At 32.7% G+C, this 15,805-nt stretch carries 24 protein-coding genes and 3 pseudogenes; all 27 read right to left on the minus strand.

Going from position 1 to position 15,805, the window contains the following annotated elements:
- Position 1: 1 nt before the first annotated feature.
- The 27 genes and pseudogenes from CCORG_RS08085 to rplF all read right to left on the minus strand — a co-directional run bounded on the left by CCORG_RS08085 (position 2) and on the right by rplF (position 15,801).
- The gene (locus tag CCORG_RS08085) at positions 2–823 is read right to left on the minus strand and encodes a polyprenyl synthetase family protein (RefSeq protein ID WP_025802001.1); all 822 of its coding nucleotides are present in this window, start codon (positions 821–823) and stop codon (positions 2–4) included.
- Positions 820–1,146: a YbaB/EbfC family nucleoid-associated protein gene (locus tag CCORG_RS08090; RefSeq protein ID WP_025802003.1), complete on the minus strand. Its 327-nt coding sequence runs from the start codon at positions 1,144–1,146 to the stop codon at positions 820–822. Before CCORG_RS08090 ends, CCORG_RS08085 begins: the two co-directional genes overlap by 4 nt.
- 1 nt (position 1,147) lies before the next feature.
- On the minus strand, positions 1,148–1,495 hold the full coding sequence (panD, locus tag CCORG_RS08095; RefSeq protein ID WP_025802005.1) for an aspartate 1-decarboxylase: 348 nt from the start codon (positions 1,493–1,495) through the stop codon (positions 1,148–1,150).
- The gene (locus tag CCORG_RS08100; protein ID WP_025802007.1) at positions 1,486–2,772 is read right to left on the minus strand and encodes a UDP-N-acetylmuramoyl-L-alanyl-D-glutamate--2,6-diaminopimelate ligase; all 1,287 of its coding nucleotides are present in this window, start codon (positions 2,770–2,772) and stop codon (positions 1,486–1,488) included. Before CCORG_RS08100 ends, panD begins: the two co-directional genes overlap by 10 nt.
- Complete coding sequence (locus CCORG_RS08105; protein WP_025802009.1) at positions 2,750–3,301, minus strand: hypothetical protein; 552 nt, start codon at positions 3,299–3,301, stop codon at positions 2,750–2,752. Before CCORG_RS08105 ends, CCORG_RS08100 begins: the two co-directional genes overlap by 23 nt.
- A complete protein-coding gene (locus tag CCORG_RS08110; RefSeq protein ID WP_025802011.1) occupies positions 3,282–3,557 on the minus strand; it encodes a NifU family protein in 276 nt (91 codons plus the stop codon). Before CCORG_RS08110 ends, CCORG_RS08105 begins: the two co-directional genes overlap by 20 nt.
- Positions 3,558–3,678: 121 nt before the next feature.
- Positions 3,679–4,029: a 50S ribosomal protein L17 gene (gene rplQ, locus CCORG_RS08115; RefSeq protein WP_025802013.1), complete on the minus strand. Its 351-nt coding sequence runs from the start codon at positions 4,027–4,029 to the stop codon at positions 3,679–3,681.
- A gap of 4 nt (positions 4,030–4,033) precedes the next feature.
- On the minus strand, positions 4,034–5,038 hold the full coding sequence (locus tag CCORG_RS08120) for a DNA-directed RNA polymerase subunit alpha (protein WP_025802015.1): 1,005 nt from the start codon (positions 5,036–5,038) through the stop codon (positions 4,034–4,036).
- A 12-nt stretch (positions 5,039–5,050) separates the two neighbouring features.
- Positions 5,051–5,677: a 30S ribosomal protein S4 gene (rpsD, locus tag CCORG_RS08125; protein ID WP_025802017.1), complete on the minus strand. Its 627-nt coding sequence runs from the start codon at positions 5,675–5,677 to the stop codon at positions 5,051–5,053.
- 9 nt (positions 5,678–5,686) lie between these two features.
- A complete protein-coding gene (rpsK, locus tag CCORG_RS08130; protein WP_025802019.1) occupies positions 5,687–6,079 on the minus strand; it encodes a 30S ribosomal protein S11 in 393 nt (130 codons plus the stop codon).
- Between the two features lie 9 nt (positions 6,080–6,088).
- Complete coding sequence (rpsM, locus tag CCORG_RS08135) at positions 6,089–6,457, minus strand: 30S ribosomal protein S13 (protein ID WP_025802021.1); 369 nt, start codon at positions 6,455–6,457, stop codon at positions 6,089–6,091.
- 3 nt (positions 6,458–6,460) lie between these two features.
- Complete coding sequence (gene rpmJ / locus CCORG_RS08140) at positions 6,461–6,574, minus strand: 50S ribosomal protein L36 (protein ID WP_081755055.1); 114 nt, start codon at positions 6,572–6,574, stop codon at positions 6,461–6,463.
- 158 nt (positions 6,575–6,732) lie between these two features.
- Positions 6,733–6,951 (minus strand): translation initiation factor IF-1, encoded by a 219-nt coding sequence (gene infA / locus CCORG_RS08145; protein WP_005869854.1) that lies wholly within the window; start codon positions 6,949–6,951, stop codon positions 6,733–6,735.
- A gap of 108 nt (positions 6,952–7,059) precedes the next feature.
- On the minus strand, positions 7,060–7,230 hold the full coding sequence (locus CCORG_RS08150; RefSeq protein WP_172658572.1) for a hypothetical protein: 171 nt from the start codon (positions 7,228–7,230) through the stop codon (positions 7,060–7,062).
- A gap of 128 nt (positions 7,231–7,358) precedes the next feature.
- Positions 7,359–7,445 (minus strand): annotated as a pseudogene (locus tag CCORG_RS09150) (ABC transporter ATP-binding protein); the annotation flags it as partial.
- A complete protein-coding gene (locus CCORG_RS08160) occupies positions 7,418–7,789 on the minus strand; it encodes an ATP-binding cassette domain-containing protein (protein ID WP_051487243.1) in 372 nt (123 codons plus the stop codon). The pseudogene CCORG_RS09150 and the gene CCORG_RS08160, both read right to left, overlap by 28 nt.
- Positions 7,786–8,759: pseudogene (locus CCORG_RS08165) on the minus strand (FecCD family ABC transporter permease). The gene CCORG_RS08160 and the pseudogene CCORG_RS08165 overlap by 4 nt, the downstream one beginning before the upstream one ends.
- Positions 8,746–8,901, minus strand: coding sequence for a hypothetical protein (locus CCORG_RS09000; RefSeq protein ID WP_232088139.1), 156 nt, complete (start codon positions 8,899–8,901; stop codon positions 8,746–8,748). The pseudogene CCORG_RS08165 and the gene CCORG_RS09000 overlap by 14 nt, the downstream one beginning before the upstream one ends.
- A gap of 96 nt (positions 8,902–8,997) precedes the next feature.
- Positions 8,998–9,737: pseudogene (locus tag CCORG_RS09155) on the minus strand (ABC transporter substrate-binding protein); the annotation flags it as partial.
- 24 nt (positions 9,738–9,761) lie between these two features.
- The gene (locus CCORG_RS08180) at positions 9,762–10,346 is read right to left on the minus strand and encodes a TonB-dependent receptor domain-containing protein (protein WP_152534241.1); all 585 of its coding nucleotides are present in this window, start codon (positions 10,344–10,346) and stop codon (positions 9,762–9,764) included.
- A complete protein-coding gene (locus CCORG_RS08185) occupies positions 10,347–10,916 on the minus strand; it encodes a TonB-dependent receptor (protein ID WP_025802028.1) in 570 nt (189 codons plus the stop codon).
- A gap of 1,098 nt (positions 10,917–12,014) precedes the next feature.
- Positions 12,015–12,773 (minus strand): type I methionyl aminopeptidase, encoded by a 759-nt coding sequence (map, locus tag CCORG_RS08190; protein WP_025802030.1) that lies wholly within the window; start codon positions 12,771–12,773, stop codon positions 12,015–12,017.
- Position 12,774: 1 nt separating this feature from the next.
- A complete protein-coding gene (gene secY / locus CCORG_RS08195) occupies positions 12,775–14,037 on the minus strand; it encodes a preprotein translocase subunit SecY (RefSeq protein WP_025802032.1) in 1,263 nt (420 codons plus the stop codon).
- A 1-nt stretch (position 14,038) separates the two neighbouring features.
- The gene (gene rplO / locus CCORG_RS08200) at positions 14,039–14,437 is read right to left on the minus strand and encodes a 50S ribosomal protein L15 (RefSeq protein WP_025802034.1); all 399 of its coding nucleotides are present in this window, start codon (positions 14,435–14,437) and stop codon (positions 14,039–14,041) included.
- A 3-nt stretch (positions 14,438–14,440) separates the two neighbouring features.
- Positions 14,441–14,884, minus strand: coding sequence for a 30S ribosomal protein S5 (gene rpsE, locus CCORG_RS08205; RefSeq protein WP_025802036.1), 444 nt, complete (start codon positions 14,882–14,884; stop codon positions 14,441–14,443).
- A gap of 14 nt (positions 14,885–14,898) precedes the next feature.
- Positions 14,899–15,255, minus strand: a complete 357-nt coding sequence (gene rplR, locus CCORG_RS08210; protein WP_025802038.1) for a 50S ribosomal protein L18 — start codon at positions 15,253–15,255, stop codon at positions 14,899–14,901.
- Positions 15,256–15,264: 9 nt separating this feature from the next.
- Positions 15,265–15,801: a 50S ribosomal protein L6 gene (gene rplF, locus CCORG_RS08215; protein ID WP_025802040.1), complete on the minus strand. Its 537-nt coding sequence runs from the start codon at positions 15,799–15,801 to the stop codon at positions 15,265–15,267.
- Positions 15,802–15,805 lie beyond the last annotated feature (4 nt).

A 15,805-nucleotide genomic window follows, 5' to 3' on the forward strand; every position in this document is an offset into this window, starting at 1 on the left:
TTTATCCTTTTAGGTATTTTTCTATTAAGTTATCTAGTAAATTTTGAACTTTTTTATCATCTATTTTTATCTCAGATATAAGTTTATCTCGCTCATCTTGAGCACCTTTAAGACCTAGTAAATTTACAAATGAGTTTTTATCTTCATCATGATGAGTAGGTTTTCCTGCTTCATCTTTTGTCATAGTTACATCGATTATATCATCAACTATTTGAAATAAAAGTCCTAGTTTTAGCCCTACTTCTTTAAATTTCAAGCTATCTTTAACTCCAGATATAACAGCTCCTAGTTCAAAACTAGCAGAGATTAAAGCACCAGTTTTATGAGAGTGTAAAATTTTAAGCTCTTCATAACTTAGAGTCTTTTTTTCAAAATAGCAATCAAGTGCTTGCCCTAAAACCATCTGGGTTGCAGCAAAACTTAAAATTTCTACACATTTTATAGCTACTTTTGGCTCTAAATTTGCTCTTGAAATTTCATAAAATGCTCTTGAGTTTAACGCATCTCCAACAAGTAAAGCCGTAACTTCATCAAATTTTTTATGAGTTGTTAAAACCCCTCTTCTTAAATCCGAATCATCCATAACAGGTAAATCATCATGAATTAGCGAGTAAGTGTGTATCATCTCAACACCCAAAGCAACTCTTAAAGCACTATCAATCCTACTTGGATTTAAAGTTTCAACCACGCCTAAAAGTAGCTGAGCACGAAAGTGTTTTCCGCCGCTTAAAAGCATGTAATTAAGTGCTTCTTCGTAGTAAGGGTGATAACTTTTAGCTTGAATTTGGTTTGCTTTTAAAAAGCTTTCAAATTTCTCTTTCACTTCTGCTCTCCAAAGTTACCTAAATTTCCAAACCCGCCCATCATCTTTAAAGCTAGGTTTTTCTTTTCATTTTCTATGAGTTTTACAGCATCATTCATCGCTGAAATAAGTAAAATTTGCAAGCTCTCTTTATCTTCAAGCAAGCTATCATCGATGTTTAAATCCATAACTTCGCCTTTACCATTTATCTTTATTTCAACCATTCCAGCACCACTTTTTACAGAAAATTCTTTATTATCGTTTTCATTTTCTAGCTCTTTTGCCTTGTTTTGAAGCTCTTCGAGCATATCTGTCATCTTGCTAAAATCAACTCCATCAAACATTTTAGTCCTTTAAAATTTGGTTTTTAGTATCAACTTGTACAATTGTCGGTTTAAATTTATCAGCCTCTTCTTGGCTCATATTAGCATATGCTACAATGATAACTATATCGCCTTTTTGCACCTTTCTTGCAGCTGCTCCGTTTAGGCAAATTTCACCCATTTTGCCCTCTATTACATAAGTTGAAAATCTCTCACCATTATTAATATTTAGAATTTCAACTTTTTCAAATTCTCTTAAATTTGCTGCTTTTATAAGTACTTTATCTATCGAAATAGAGCCTACATAGTTTAAATTTGCATCTGTAACTGTGGCCCTGTGAATCTTGCTTTTTAACATATTTATTTGCATAAAATTTCCCTTACTACTTCTTTGTCTGAAAAATGGTGTTTTACTCCATTTATCTCTTGATAATCTTCATCGCCTTTGCCTAAAATAACAACAACTTCACCATTTTGTGCTAAATTTAGTGCTGCTTTAATGGCTTTTTTTCTATCTACTTCTCTTAAAACTTTACTTGAATCTTTAAAGCCTTTAAAAATATCATCAATAATAGAATTTGCATCTTCGGTTCTAGGATTATCGCTTGTGACTATAATTTTATAAGCAAAATGCTCTGCTATAGCCGCCATTAAAGGGCGTTTAGTCTTGTCTCTATCTCCGCCTGCACCAAATACTACGATTAATTTATCATGTTTTAATGCATTTAAAACCTTTTCAACGCCATCAGGAGTGTGGGCAAAATCCACAATAACTCTAGGATTATCTGAGACTAGTTCCATTCTGCCAGCAACTCCAGCAAAATTTGAAAGTGCTTTTGTAATCTCTAAATTTGGCTTTTTAGTTAGAATTGCTACGGCACTAAAAGCAGCTAGTAGGTTATAAAGATTAAACTCGCCAACCATATCGCTTTCAAGTTCGCCATCTTGATTTAGAGTTTTGATAGTTGCATCAATGCCTTTATCTATACTATAAGCTACAACCTTAAAAGTAGCTATCTCTTTAATGCCGTAAGTATAAGCGTTTTTTGGGTTAAAAACTAAGCCATTAAGCTGATCTTTGTTGATAAGTTTAGGGGTTTCATCCATAAAAAAGCTACTCTTTACAGCTAAATACTCAGCCATGGTTTTGTGGTAATCAAGATGATCTTGAGTGATATTTGTAAAAATTTTAAGGGCAAAATTTAGCCCTTCTATGCGGTTTTGAGCTATTGCATGAGAGCTGACTTCCATTATGAAATAGTCACATTTCTCATACGAGGCTGTTTTTAGATAGCTAAGAATTCTAATAGGACTGCTTGTTGTTAAGCCCTTTTTATCAACTTGTTTTTCATTTACAAATGCCCCCCTTGTGCCACATAAAAACACGCTATATCTAAGATCTAAAAGCGTTGAGTAAATAGCGGCTGCGGTTGTGGTTTTGCCATTTGTGCCTGTAATGCCAACGATTTTTATATTACTATCAATACCTAAAAGCTCTTTTGCCTTATCTAAATTTATAACTTTTACACCGTTTTCTTTGGCTGTTTGTTCAAATTTAGCATTAAATTTTGAGCTTAAAAAATAGCACCCTTTAATAACTTCTCTAGTATCGTCTGTTATAAAATTATCTTTTAATTCTATTTTCATAATCTTGTATCTTTCTTGCTACTGCTTGAGTTTTATCATCAAATGAGCCATGAATTTCTAAAAATGTCTCAAAATAGTTTATTGCACTCTCTTCCATGCCATTATCTAATAAATTTAGAATAAAATCAAGAAAATTATCACTATTTTTAATTACGAGTTTTGTTGATGCCATAACCCCCTCTATAGCGTCTTTGAAATTTATACCTTTTTTTATGATATTTCTTAGTTCATCATAAGTTATTACATTTTCAGAAGTTAAACTATCATCTAAATGTTTTATCTCGATGCTTTCTAAAAGCTCCCAAAGCTCACTCATATCTTTAGCATCTTTAACTAAAAATGTGTAAAAATCAAAAAGCATATTTGCATCATCAAAGCTATGTTTAGCAACTTCACAAAGCGATACTAAAAACATTATTTCATCTTTATTTTTATCATTTAAAGCTAAAGAAAAATAGTTTTTAGCCGCATCAAATTTTAAACTCTTAAAGGCTTTTATGCCTAAAATTTTATACTCTTTGGATGTCAAAATCTTGCCCTAATGGAATGTTTACAACACTAAGTTCTGGATGGATATCGATTCTTAGCTGTCTTTCCACGCCGTGTTTTAGAGTGCTTGTGCTTGATGGGCAACCATGACAAGCTCCAACAAGCTGAACATACACAACTGCGTTTTTAATGCCTAATAACTTCATATCGCCACCATCATTTTGAAGCATTGGACGAATTTTATCAAGGCTATCTTTTACTGGACCTAGCAGATCTTCATCACTAAATGGTATCATCTCATATCCTAAATTTATTTCTGGGTATTTTAGCGTAAAATTTATTAAGAATCTTTAAAAATGGGTAAATAAGGGAAAATAAAATGTAGGTAAACCACCTAAATTTAGGCGGTTTTAAAAATTATACTAGCTCTATATAAGCCATCTCAGCAGCATCGCCTCTTCTAACTCTTGTTTTAATAATTCTAGTATAGCCACCATCTCTATCTTTATAAGTTGGTGCAACTTCTGTAACTAGCTTATTTGTTGAAGTTTTATCTTGAAGTTTAGCAAAAACTGCTCTATGAGCATTTGAGTCCTCAAGTCTTGCTCTTGTGATAAGTTTTTCTACATAGCTTCTAAGCTCTTTTGCTTTTGGAAGTGTAGTCTCAATCTTACCATTCTCGATAAGAGCAATAGCTAAATTTTTAAGCGTAGCAGCTCTGTGGGTTGAAGTTCTGCCTAGCTTTCTATAACCGTGTCCGTGTCTCATTATCTTATCCTTGTTTTTTTAATTCATTTATCTTTCTTAGCAGTCCATCTTTTTGATCAGATAGAGACATATCGCCGATAGGATAGCCAATATCTTCCATAACTGCTTTTATCTCCTCTAGGGATTTTTTACCTAAATTTTTGATATCTTTAAGCTCACCTTCTTCCATCAAGACAAGTTCACCTATAAATTTAATACCTGCTCTATCTAGGCAGTTAAAGCTTCTAGCACTTAAATTTAGGTTTTCAATATTTTCAAAAAGCTTAGCGTGTTCACTACTTTGACTTGTTGAAATCGGCGCAGATGGAATTTCAATATCCACAATACCACCAAAAACTGAAAGTTGTTGATACATAGCTTCTAAAGCATTTTTAAACGCTGTAATAGGATCAACTTGACCATTTGTTGTGATGGTAAATATAATCTTTTCATAGTCAGGATTATCCTCAACTAAGATATTTTCTATATCATAAATAGCTCTTTTTACGGGCGTAAAAAATGCATCAAGTGCCATATAGTCAGAATCTATATAATCAGCCAACTCTTCACTTGGAACATATCCAATACCTTTTTCAACAATGACTTTAAATTTAAGATCGGCATCTTCATTTAGTGTGGCGATATAGTGATCTGGATTTACAATATCAACTACATCATTTGCTAAATCTTTGCCTCTAATCTCAGCAGGTCCTTTGAAGCTATACTCTAAAATTTCTCTTTTTGAGTCACCTTTAATCTTAAATCTTAAGTTTTTTAAATTTATGATAAATATAGCAACATCTTCAAGCATTCCTCGAATAGAGTCAAACTCATGTTCAACTCCTTCTATCTTAACAGCAGTAGGTGCAAAACCAACAGAACTTGTATATAAAAGCCTTCTAAGTGGATGTGCAACTGTCACAGCATAACCCGTCTCAAACGGGTATGCTATAACTTTTGCCACATTTTCACTAACATTTTCAACTCTTATCTCGGTTGGCATATATGCTGATGTTGTAATCTTTCTCATCTTTACCTCCTACTATTTTGAGTAAAGCTCTACGATGAATCTCTCTTCAACTGGAATTTGAATCTCTTCTCTTTCAGGAATTCTAGTAAAAATTCCAAATTTTTTATCTTTTTCTACATCTACCCAGCCAGCAATTCCTGTTTGAGCTGTTAAATCAATAGCTCTTTGAATTTGTGGATTTTCTTTACTTTTTTCTCTAATCTCTACTTTTTGACCAGCTTCAACTCTATATGAAGGTATATCAACCCTTCTGCCATCCACTAAAATATGACCATGGCTAACAAGCTGTCTTGCAAATCTTCTAGTTGTAGCAAAGCCCATTCTATAAACAACATTATCAAGTCTTTGTTCTAACATTTTAATGAAAATCTCTCCAGTATTTCCTTCTTTTCTTGTTGCTTCTTTAAAGAGATTTCTAAATTGCTTTTCATTTAGACCATACATAAATTTAGCTTTTTGTTTCTCTCTTAGTTGAAGTCCATACTCACTAATTTTCCCTCTTCTTTGCCCGTGCTGACCTGGTGCAAAAGGTCTTTTAGCAAGAGAGCTCTTACCTGCTAATCTTCTTTCACCTTTTAGAGCCAAATCAACGCCTAAACGTCTCTCAATTTTCTCTACTGGTCCTGTATATCTTGCCATTTTAACCCCTTACACTCTTCTTCTTTTTGGAGGACGACAACCATTGTGTGGAAGTGGGGTAATGTCTTTAAAAAATGTTACTTTAATTCCTTCTACGCCACCAACACTTTTAACCGCTGTCTCTCTACCACTACCTGGTCCTTGAACCTTAATACCAACTTCTTTTATACCATGCTCTTTTGCTTTATTTAGTGCATCTTCAACTGCTTGTTGTGCTGCGTAAGGAGTTGATTTTTTACTACCTTTAAAGCCAAGCGCACCTGCACTACTCCAAGAAATTCCATTTCCCATCTCATCAGTTACAGTAACCATTGTGTTATTAAATGAAGCACTGATATAAACTATACCTTTAGCTATACTTTTTTTAGCTACTTTTTTTCTAACTACTTTTCTTTTTGCCATATCTTAACCTTACTTAGTTGCTGCGCCGACAGTTTTACGCTTACCTTTTCTGGTTCTTGCGTTTGTCTTTGTTTTTTGACCACGAACTGGAAGACCTTTTCTATGTCTTAAACCTCTATAGCTTCCTAAATCCATAAGTGCTTTTATATCCATAGCTACACTTTTTCTAAGATCACCTTCAACCATATAGTGCTCTTGGATCTCTTTTCTTATCGCAGCAGCCTCATCTTCACTTAACTCATGAACTCTCTTATCATAAGAAATTCCAACTGCATCAAGGATTTTTCTTGATGAGAAAAGCCCTATGCCATATATGTAAGTTAAGCCATATTCAACTCTTTTTTTCTTCGGTAAATCAACACCTGCTATACGAGCCATATTTTAACCCTGCCTTTGTTTATGTTTTGGATTTGAGCAGATAACAAATACTACTCCTCTTCTTTTGACAATCTTGCAATTGTCACACATCTTCTTTACAGAAGGACGAACTTTCATCTGAATTCTCCTAAAAATAATTCCACTGTAAATGCTTGTGCTCTTAGGTTTAAAGAGATTTTTTAAACCAACTGTTTTTAAAATAGTGGTGATTTTAAAAACACTTCTTCACACAGTTTTTTGCAAAGCTATGATTGTATCAAATTTAAGCTTTAAATTTACTTATATCTGTAAGTAATCCTACCTTTATCAAGGCTATAAGGCGTAAGTTCGACTTTTACTCTATCGCCTGGCATGATTTTTATATAGTGCATTCTCATCTTGCCTGCGATATGGCATAAAATAACATGCTTATTGTCAAGTTCTACTTTAAAAGTAGCATTTGGTAAGGCTTCTATAACATTACCATCTATTTCTATGACATCATCTTTTGCCACATTTTCTCCTTTCTTTTGAAATTTTTATTTTACAAAATAGTAAAAAGCCTAAGTTTATCATAAATTTACTTTAAAATTAATTAAAGGTTAAATATCTATTGTTGCAACTCATAAAATATAATTAAATTTAGAGTAGTCAATCCCATAAAGTGTGGAAATATTTTCCTCATTTAAAATTTCAGCATTGCCAAATTTAAAAATAATCTGGTCTTTTATCATCAAAACATTTGAGTTTATAAATTTAACATGTCTTGGATGATGCGATCTCATAACTATCATGTAGCCACTTTTGATAGAGTTTTAATTAAATTTAAAAGCTTTATTTGATTTCCAAAGTCAAGCCCGCTAACTGGTTCGTCCATAAAAATAATTTTAGCTTTTGAAGAAAGCACTCTTGCTAAATAGACAAGCTGTTTTTCACCACCGCTTAAATTTGTAAAAATTCTCTCTTTTAAATGTGAAATTCCTAGTTTTTCAAGAGCGTTCTGGCAAATTTCATAATCTTTTTTAGAGTAATTTTCAAAAAACTCTTATGAGAAATTCTTGACATCAAAACAATATCTATAACTTCATACTCAAATGGCAAGTTTTGAGACTGCGGTATATAGGCGATTTGCTTGGATAAATCTTTTCTTTTAATGCTTTTTATATTTTTACCATTTAGTAAAATTTCGCCACTATAAGGAAGTAGGTTTAACATACATTTTAAAAGTGTGCTTTTGCCAGAGCCATTTTCGCCTAAAATAGCTAAATTTTCCCCACTTTTTAGATTAAAATTTATGCCATTTAAAATCACTTTTTTAGAGTAGAAAAATTTTAAATTCTTAACTTCAATCACACTCTACCTCTAACTTTAAAAAGTGCAATGATAAAAATTGGAATCCCAAAAAGCGATGTGATAAGCCCCAAAGGAACTTCATAACTGAAAATCTCTTTTGCAAAAGTATCACAAACTAGCAAAAACAAAGCCCCAAAAATCGCTGATGAAATTATGACATATCGGTTATCGCTTCCATAAAAAACCTGCAAATATGAGGTACAACAAGCCCAACCCAGCCAATCACACCAGCTAAAACCACACAAAGCGAACTTGACAGAGTCGAAGTTGTAATCAAAATAAGTTTTAAATTTCTAGTGTTAATGCCAAGGCTTTTTGCCTCTTCATCGCCCAAACTTAGGGCATTTATCTGCTTTGATAAAAAAATATTTACCAAAATACAAAGTAAAATCACCCAAGAAGTTGCAAAAACTAGCTCTTTATTTGCAAAACTTAAGCTTCCCATTAAAAAATAAATTATATTTGGCAAAACTTCGTTTGGGTCGGCAAAATACTTTATAACTGAACTTAAACTTGTAAAAATCGCCCCACTTATAATGCCACCTAAAATAAGCATCAAAACCCTTGAAGTTTGGCTAATTAGCGAGATCAAAACCGCGATAATAACAGCTAAAACTCCAAAAATAAAAGTTAAAATTTGAGTGCTATAAATGCTTAAATTTAAAATCATCCCAAGTCCAGCACCAAATCCAGCCCCACTTAAAACGCCCAAAACACCAGGACTTACCAAAGGATTTACAAACATCGCTTGATAGGTCGCCCCACTTACTGATAAAGCCGCTCCAACCATAATAGCAGCTAAAACTCTAGGAAGTCTGATTTCAGTTATGATGACATTTGCTAGGATATTTTCTTCATTAAAAATTCCCAAATAATCGCTTAAATTTAAAGAGTATTTTCCAATAAATAGCGACGCAAAAGATAAAACTACTAAAATCAAAAACAGAGTTATTATGCTAAATTTTCTCATTTAAAATATCTTTTATCTCATCATCGCTTAAATCCAAATATAAAAAAAGTTTATAAAACTCTTTTGTTTTATCGTATAAATTTATGCTTACTAGTTCTGGATATAGCGTCTTTCCAAGCCAGTAAATTCCTAAAAACCGCATAAATGAAGCTGGTTTTCCAACCCAGGAAAATGGCTTTCTAGGGATTAAATAAACCTCTTTATTTTGAACTGCTTTTAAAAGCTGCCACTTTTTATCGCTAAAAATTTTATCATAAAATGCTTTGTGATAGACGATGATTGCGTCTGGGTCGTAAGATAAAATTTGTTCGAAATTTAGGCTAACTCTACTATTTTGCTTTAAGTTTTCACATTTATGGACTAAATTTGCCCCAACTAAATTTAAAACCTCTCCAAAGCCACTTTTATCACACTCAGTTTGTAAGCCATCATCTCCAAAAGCGTAGTAAATTCTTTTAGGATTTTTAACATTTTGTTTTAAGTTTTTAGCAAATTCAAGCGAATTTAGGGCGAAATTTTTAAGTTTTTAGCTCTATTAGAAGCATCTAAAAACTCGCCTAAAATTTCAAATGAGTTTAAGCTATCTTCGATAGTTAATGCGTCTAAATATAAAACTGGAATTTTTGTTTTTTTAAAGATGTTTTGATAAAGTTCGGTTGTATTTGTTGAGGCTAAAATCAAATCTGGCCTTAAGGCTAAAACTTGTTCGATATTTGGCGTTCTACCTTGCCCAAAAAAGCCACCAACAACAGGTAAATTTGTAAAATTTTCATCCAAAAACTCCTTTTCAATATCCCAAAACTCAAAAACTAGCCCAGCAGCCTTGCTTTTATCAACGGCGTAGAGTTGATATAAAATAACAGGATTTGATGCATAGACTTTTTGGACTTTGTTTGGGTCTAAATTCTCGCAGTTTTCGCAATTATAATTTGCATTTAGACTAAAAATCGCTAAAAATAAAAACAGTAAAACTCTCACAAAATCCCTTTTTTTAAAATTTATCTAAAAATCATACCTTAAATTTACAAAAAATGTTCTACCATCTTCGCTGTAGCCCTCTGTATATTCATAATATTTATCAAATATATTATTTACTCCAGCATTGATTTTAAGCCCTTCAAATGGCTCATATCCCACTTTTAAATTTGTCACGCCAAAACCCCTTGCATAGTATTTTTCATCATTATTATAGCTACTTAAACTCTTACTTTGGATCTCCCCACTTGCATATAAACTCCATTTTGGTGCAAATTCCCAGTCTAAATATGCAAAGAATTTATGCCTTGGAACATCGCTAAGATAGACCTCTTTACCATCTTCATCGCTTGAGAGATCATAATCCATATAAGTATAATTTGCTCCTAGTTCTAACTCATTTGCCAAAAACCAAACCGCACTTAACTCAAAGCCGTAAAACTTAGCATCTCCTACATTTTTAAACTGTCTTAAAAGTTTGCCTTGGCTATTTTTCTTATTTATATACTCGCTTTGAATTTTATCTCTAACATCTGAGTAAAAAATCGCCCCGCCTAAATTTAACTCATCAAAAAATGTTCTATTATAGCCTATTTCATAGTGATAAGCGATCTATTCTTTTAAGTAAGGATTTGGTTCTGTGCTATCAAAACGCCTTGAGTAGCGATCTTTTATAGTTGGAAAGCGTGATTTTTTAGCAAAACTTAGGGTTAATTCATCATTTCCATCAAAGCTATGTTTTAATAAAGCTTGGTAGTTAAACGCTTTAATTTTATCTTTATCAAACTCCCAAACATAAGGATTTTCATCCCATAAAAGTCTGCCTTTTTTATTTGTTTTTTGTTTTCTTGTTCTTTTGTCAATCACAGGTTTTGGGTCAGAATAGTTTTGGGCCTTTTTTGCATCTCTTATATCGTAAGATAACCCAACAATTAAGCTTGTATTTTCGCTAAATTCGTGAGTATCTTCTAGGGCAAAAGATAAAGTCTCATCTATCATTTCTTGCCATGGATCGCCGATATTATGCTCTTTATGGAGATCTTTTTTATAATTTGAGGCAAATTTTAGCGTGTTATTTGTAAAAATTTCGCCACCTATCTCAACTCCAAAGCCGTAGCTATAATCATCATAAATGCTTGTCCATGTGTTTTTAGAGTAAGTTTTATCAGTGTAATTTTCCAAAGTATTTTCAAATTTATCATAAAATGCTTTTGTTTTTATGTAAAAATTATCAAATTTTGTATTTGATAAGAAGTAAAAACTCTCTTTATCCCAGTCTTTCCACTTCCAGTAGCGATCTCTTCCAATATTATTGATATCTCTTCCTTCGTAAATTCTTTATTTTTTTTCGCCTTCTTGTTTTGAGTAGATAAATGCATACTCATCTGTTTCATTTGGCGTTAAAGCTACTTTTAAACTGATTTTATAATCATCGCTATTTGAGCCAGGGATTTTCTCATATTTTGAGTCTTTACTTGCTTGGCGACCCTCTACATCGTAAATTTGACCGCTAAGTTGAATATAAAAAAGCTCTTGTTTGCTTCATAGTCTAAATCCACCTAAATTTGAGTAAGTATTACTATCTTTTCCAGTTGTAAAGCTGTAATATAGGCTTCCTTCAAACTCTTTTGTTGGCTTTGTGCTTACTAAATTTACAGCTCCACCTAAAGCATTTGGTCTATAAAGAACAGAACTTGCTCCTTTGCTGATATTAACCTAACTTAAATCCCCAGTTAAAAAGCGGTTTAAATCCATATTTTCATCACAAGGAATATAGATTGGAACTCCATCCATATAGATAGGAATTTCAGTTGATTTAAAGCCACGAATGATTAAATTTGTCTCATTTCTTGAACCCTAGCACCTTGTAAATAAACGCCAGGAGTTTGCTTTGCAACTTCGCTAACTCTTTTAATGCTATTTTTTTTTGCATGTTTTTTTGATCAACTACAACAACATTTGTGTCTGCTTTTTGTTCTTTTTTAGCACCAACTTCTATAACGCCAAGTTCGAAAACTTCGGCGTATAAAAAACGAGCTTAAAACTAAAGATATCGTTAAAGCTTTTTTCATTTTATAATCCTTATTTAAGTTTAAATATGAGATTATAATGAATTTAAAGTTAAATTTAGCTTTAATAAATTTTTAATGTTAAAAGTTAATAATGGATTAAAATCTAAAAAATAATAGGATAGTTAAATTTTTATAGATATTTCTATGAAATTTATTACAAAATAAGAGAATTAATATAGCCTAAATTTAAAAGAAAATCCTTTTAAATTTAAGCTATACTTAGAATTTCAGCTTTGCCGTTTATTACAGCGATGCAGTGTTCATAGTGGCTAGTTCTAAGTCCATCTTTACTAGTAACTGCCCAGCCATCACTTGCCACAACAGCTTCACCACTTTTTTGACAAATCATCGGCTCAATGCAAAAAACCATTCCATTTTTTATCTTTGGACCTTGTTTTGGATTTTTGCCTGTTAGGTAGTTTGGAATTTCTGGTTCTTCGTGAGGTCTTTTTCCAATCCCATGACCACAATATCCCTGTAATGGCACATAGCCTTTTTCTAGGATAAAATTTTCAATTAAAAAGCTTAACTCTTTAAAATGCATTCCTACTTTTATATTTTTAATAGCAAAATAAAGAGCGTCTTTACTACAATTTATAAGATCCTCATCGCTTTTTGAAATTTTGCCAATCCCAAAAGTCCTAGCACTATCACCATAATATCCATTTAACTTAGTCCCAACATCAACGCCTAAAATATCGCCTTCTTGCAAGATAGTATCATCAGGAATTCCATGGATACAAACTTCATTTAGCGACAAACAAGCTGCATTTGGAAAACCATAAAGTCCTTTAAATGCTGGATAGGCTCCATTTTTTGTTATAAAATCGTCTATTTTTTTATCAACTTCTAAAAGGGTCATTCCAGCTTTTAAGAACTCACCTGTATAATCAAGAGTGGCTGCAACTAATTTGTTTGCAGCCCTTAATCCTTCTAAATCTTTAGCGTTTTTTAGAGTTATTGCCATTTTATAGGTCCATTGCGCTTAGAGTTTGGTATCTATTCATATAAATTTGAGCTTCTATCTTTCTCATCGTATCAAGTGCAACTGATACAACAATTAAAACTGAAGTTCCGCCAAATCCAAATGGTACACCCATAAGCTTAACTAAGAGCCATGGAAGAGTAGCAATTATTCCTAGATAAATAGCACCCCAAAAAGTTAGACGACTAACTACATCATTTAAGAATGTTGCAGTTGGCTTTCCTGGTCTTACTCCTGGTATAAATCCACCTTGTTTCTTTAAATTTTCACTAATATCATCTGTTTTAAATGCAATTGAAGCATAGAAAAATGCAAAGAAAACAACAAAAATAAACATTAACAGGTTAAACATAAATCCATTTGGATTTAAAAAGTCATTTATCTTCATCATTACTGGATTTGTGCTTGCTTGAAAAATAGTTGCTGGAAACATTAAAATCGCACTAGCAAATATTGGCGGTATAACTCCACTGATATTTACTTTAATAGGTATATAGTTCATAATGCGTTTGTTTTGGTTTTGCATAACTACTTTTCTTGAGTAAGAAACTGGCACTCTTCTTTCGCCAAGTTCTACATAAATAACAGCTCCAACTGTTACTAAGATAATCAAAATTATAGCTATAAGTTTTAAGAAATTCATCTCTCCAGTATTTACTAAATTTATAGCACCACCAATAGCTGTTGGAATACCACTTACAATACCTGCAAAGATTATAAGACTTATTCCGTTTCCAATACCTTTTGAAGTTATTTGCTCACCTATCCACATTAAAAGCATAGTTCCAGTAAGCATTGATGCACAAGCTATTATTACAAAAAGGCTTTTATCTATCATAATTGCACTTTGACCACCGCTAGAGTTCATAGCAAAAAGTCCTGCACTAACACCGATTGCTTGAATTACAGTTATGATGACAGTTGAATATCTTATAATTTGCATATATTTTTGCATACCGTCACGCTCTTTTTTTAGAGCTGCTAGCTTAGGAAATGTAGCTGATAAAAGCTCCATTATAATCGAAGCAGTAATATAAGGCATAATACCTAATGATATAATACTTAAGCGTTCAGCAGCATTACCACTGAACATGTTAAACATTCCAAATGCGTTATTGCTGTTGTTTTTAAAAAATTCAGCAATAACATCAACATTTACCCCAGGAACTGGGACATATGCTAGAATTCTATAGATAAACAAAAATCCAAAAGTTATTAAGATTTTGTTTCTTAGAGATGCGTTCATATTATTTTCCGCTCGTACTTACATTTTCATCTTTAATCTTAGAAGCTAAATTCCTTGCACTTGCTCCAATTAACTTAATTTTTTTTGTAGTAGCTGGAAATTTATGAACACTTCTAATGCTTTCAAATGTAATCTCACTCAACTCTTTAATGCTACTTATTTTTTCTACATTTATAACATAAGGCTTTTGAAATTTTGTTCTAAAACCAACCTTTGGAAGTCTTCTTTGAAGAGGTTGTTGACCACCTTCAAAACCTCTTTTTTCTGAGTAGCCTGTTCTTGCAGTTTGACCTTTACCACCTCTACTTGAGGTTTTGCCCCAACCGCTTCCTTGACCTCTACCAACTCTTTTTTTGCTATGAGTTGAGCCTGGAGCTTTTTGTAAATTCTCTAGTCCCATTTATTATCCTTTTAACATACTAAGAGCTTTAACTGTAGCTCTAACAACATTTGATGAGTTGTTTGATCCAAGAGACTTAGTTAAGATATCTTGAATACCTGCCAACTCTAAAACTGGTCTAGTTGAACCACCAGCGATAACACCTGTACCTTCACTTGCTGGTTTTAATAAAACTCTACTTGCATTAAATTTAACTTCAATATCGTGAGGTATTGTTGTACCATTTAGCTTAACTTCAACTATGTTTTTAAATGCATCATCAACTGCTTTCTTAATAGCATCTGGAACTTCCTTACTTTTTCCAAAACCATAGCCAACTAAGCCTTTTTTATTACCAATTACAACAAGAGCTGTAAATCTAAATCTTCTACCACCCTTTACAACCTTAGTAACTCTACCGATATTTACTATTACTTCTTCAAATTCTTCTCTATTATACTTTTCCATCACTTAACCCCTGCTTATAGCTTAATGCCATTTTCTCTTAGACTGCTCGCAAATTCTGCGATAACGCCATGGTAAAGATAGCCATTTCTATCAAAGACAACCTCAGTGATGTTTTTAGCTTTTAGCTTATCAGCCAAATCAGCTCCAAGTTTAGTAGCACCTTCTTTGTTTGCTTTAAGCCCTAGAACTTTTCCATCACTCACACATAGTGTTGTTGCTTCAACATCATTAATAGCTTGAGCATAGATGGTTCTATTTGATTTAAAAATCGAAACTCTAGGTCTAGTAGCAATGCCTGAAATTTTAGCCCTTAATCCTGCTTTTCTCTTAGCTCTTACAGCTAGTTTTCTTTTTAATATATTTGCTCTCATAAACTACCCCTACTTCTTAGATGTCTTACCAGCTTTTCTGATAATACGCTCTTCAAGATATTTAACGCCTTTACCTTTATATGGCTCAGGTGGTCTAAATTCTCTAACTTCTGATGCAACTTGACCAACAACTTGTTTGTTGTGACCTTTTATAGTAATAAGGTTTTTTTCTACGGTTGCTTCAACTCCATCTGGTAGGTCGTAGTTAATAGGGTGAGAAAAACCTAAGTTTAGCTCTAAAGTTTTACCTTTAACAGCTGCTTTGTAACCAACACCGTTTACTTCAAGTTTTTTCTCAAAACCATCAGTTAAACCAACTACGATGTTGTGAGCAAGTGAGCGATAAGTTCCCCAATAAGCTCTACTTTGTCTATCTTCGCCTTTTGGGCTAAATACGATATTTCCATCTTTAACTTCTACATTTACATGGTTTTTAGTATCTAAAATTTCTTCAATTTTTCCTTTTTTGAAGTTTAGAAGAGAACCATCTACTTTTACCTCTACACCATTTGGTATAGATATAGGTTGTTTTCCTATTCTTGACATTTTT

This window comes from Campylobacter corcagiensis (assembly GCF_013201645.1).
GTDB classification, from domain to species: Bacteria; Campylobacterota; Campylobacteria; order Campylobacterales; family Campylobacteraceae; genus Campylobacter_B; species Campylobacter_B corcagiensis.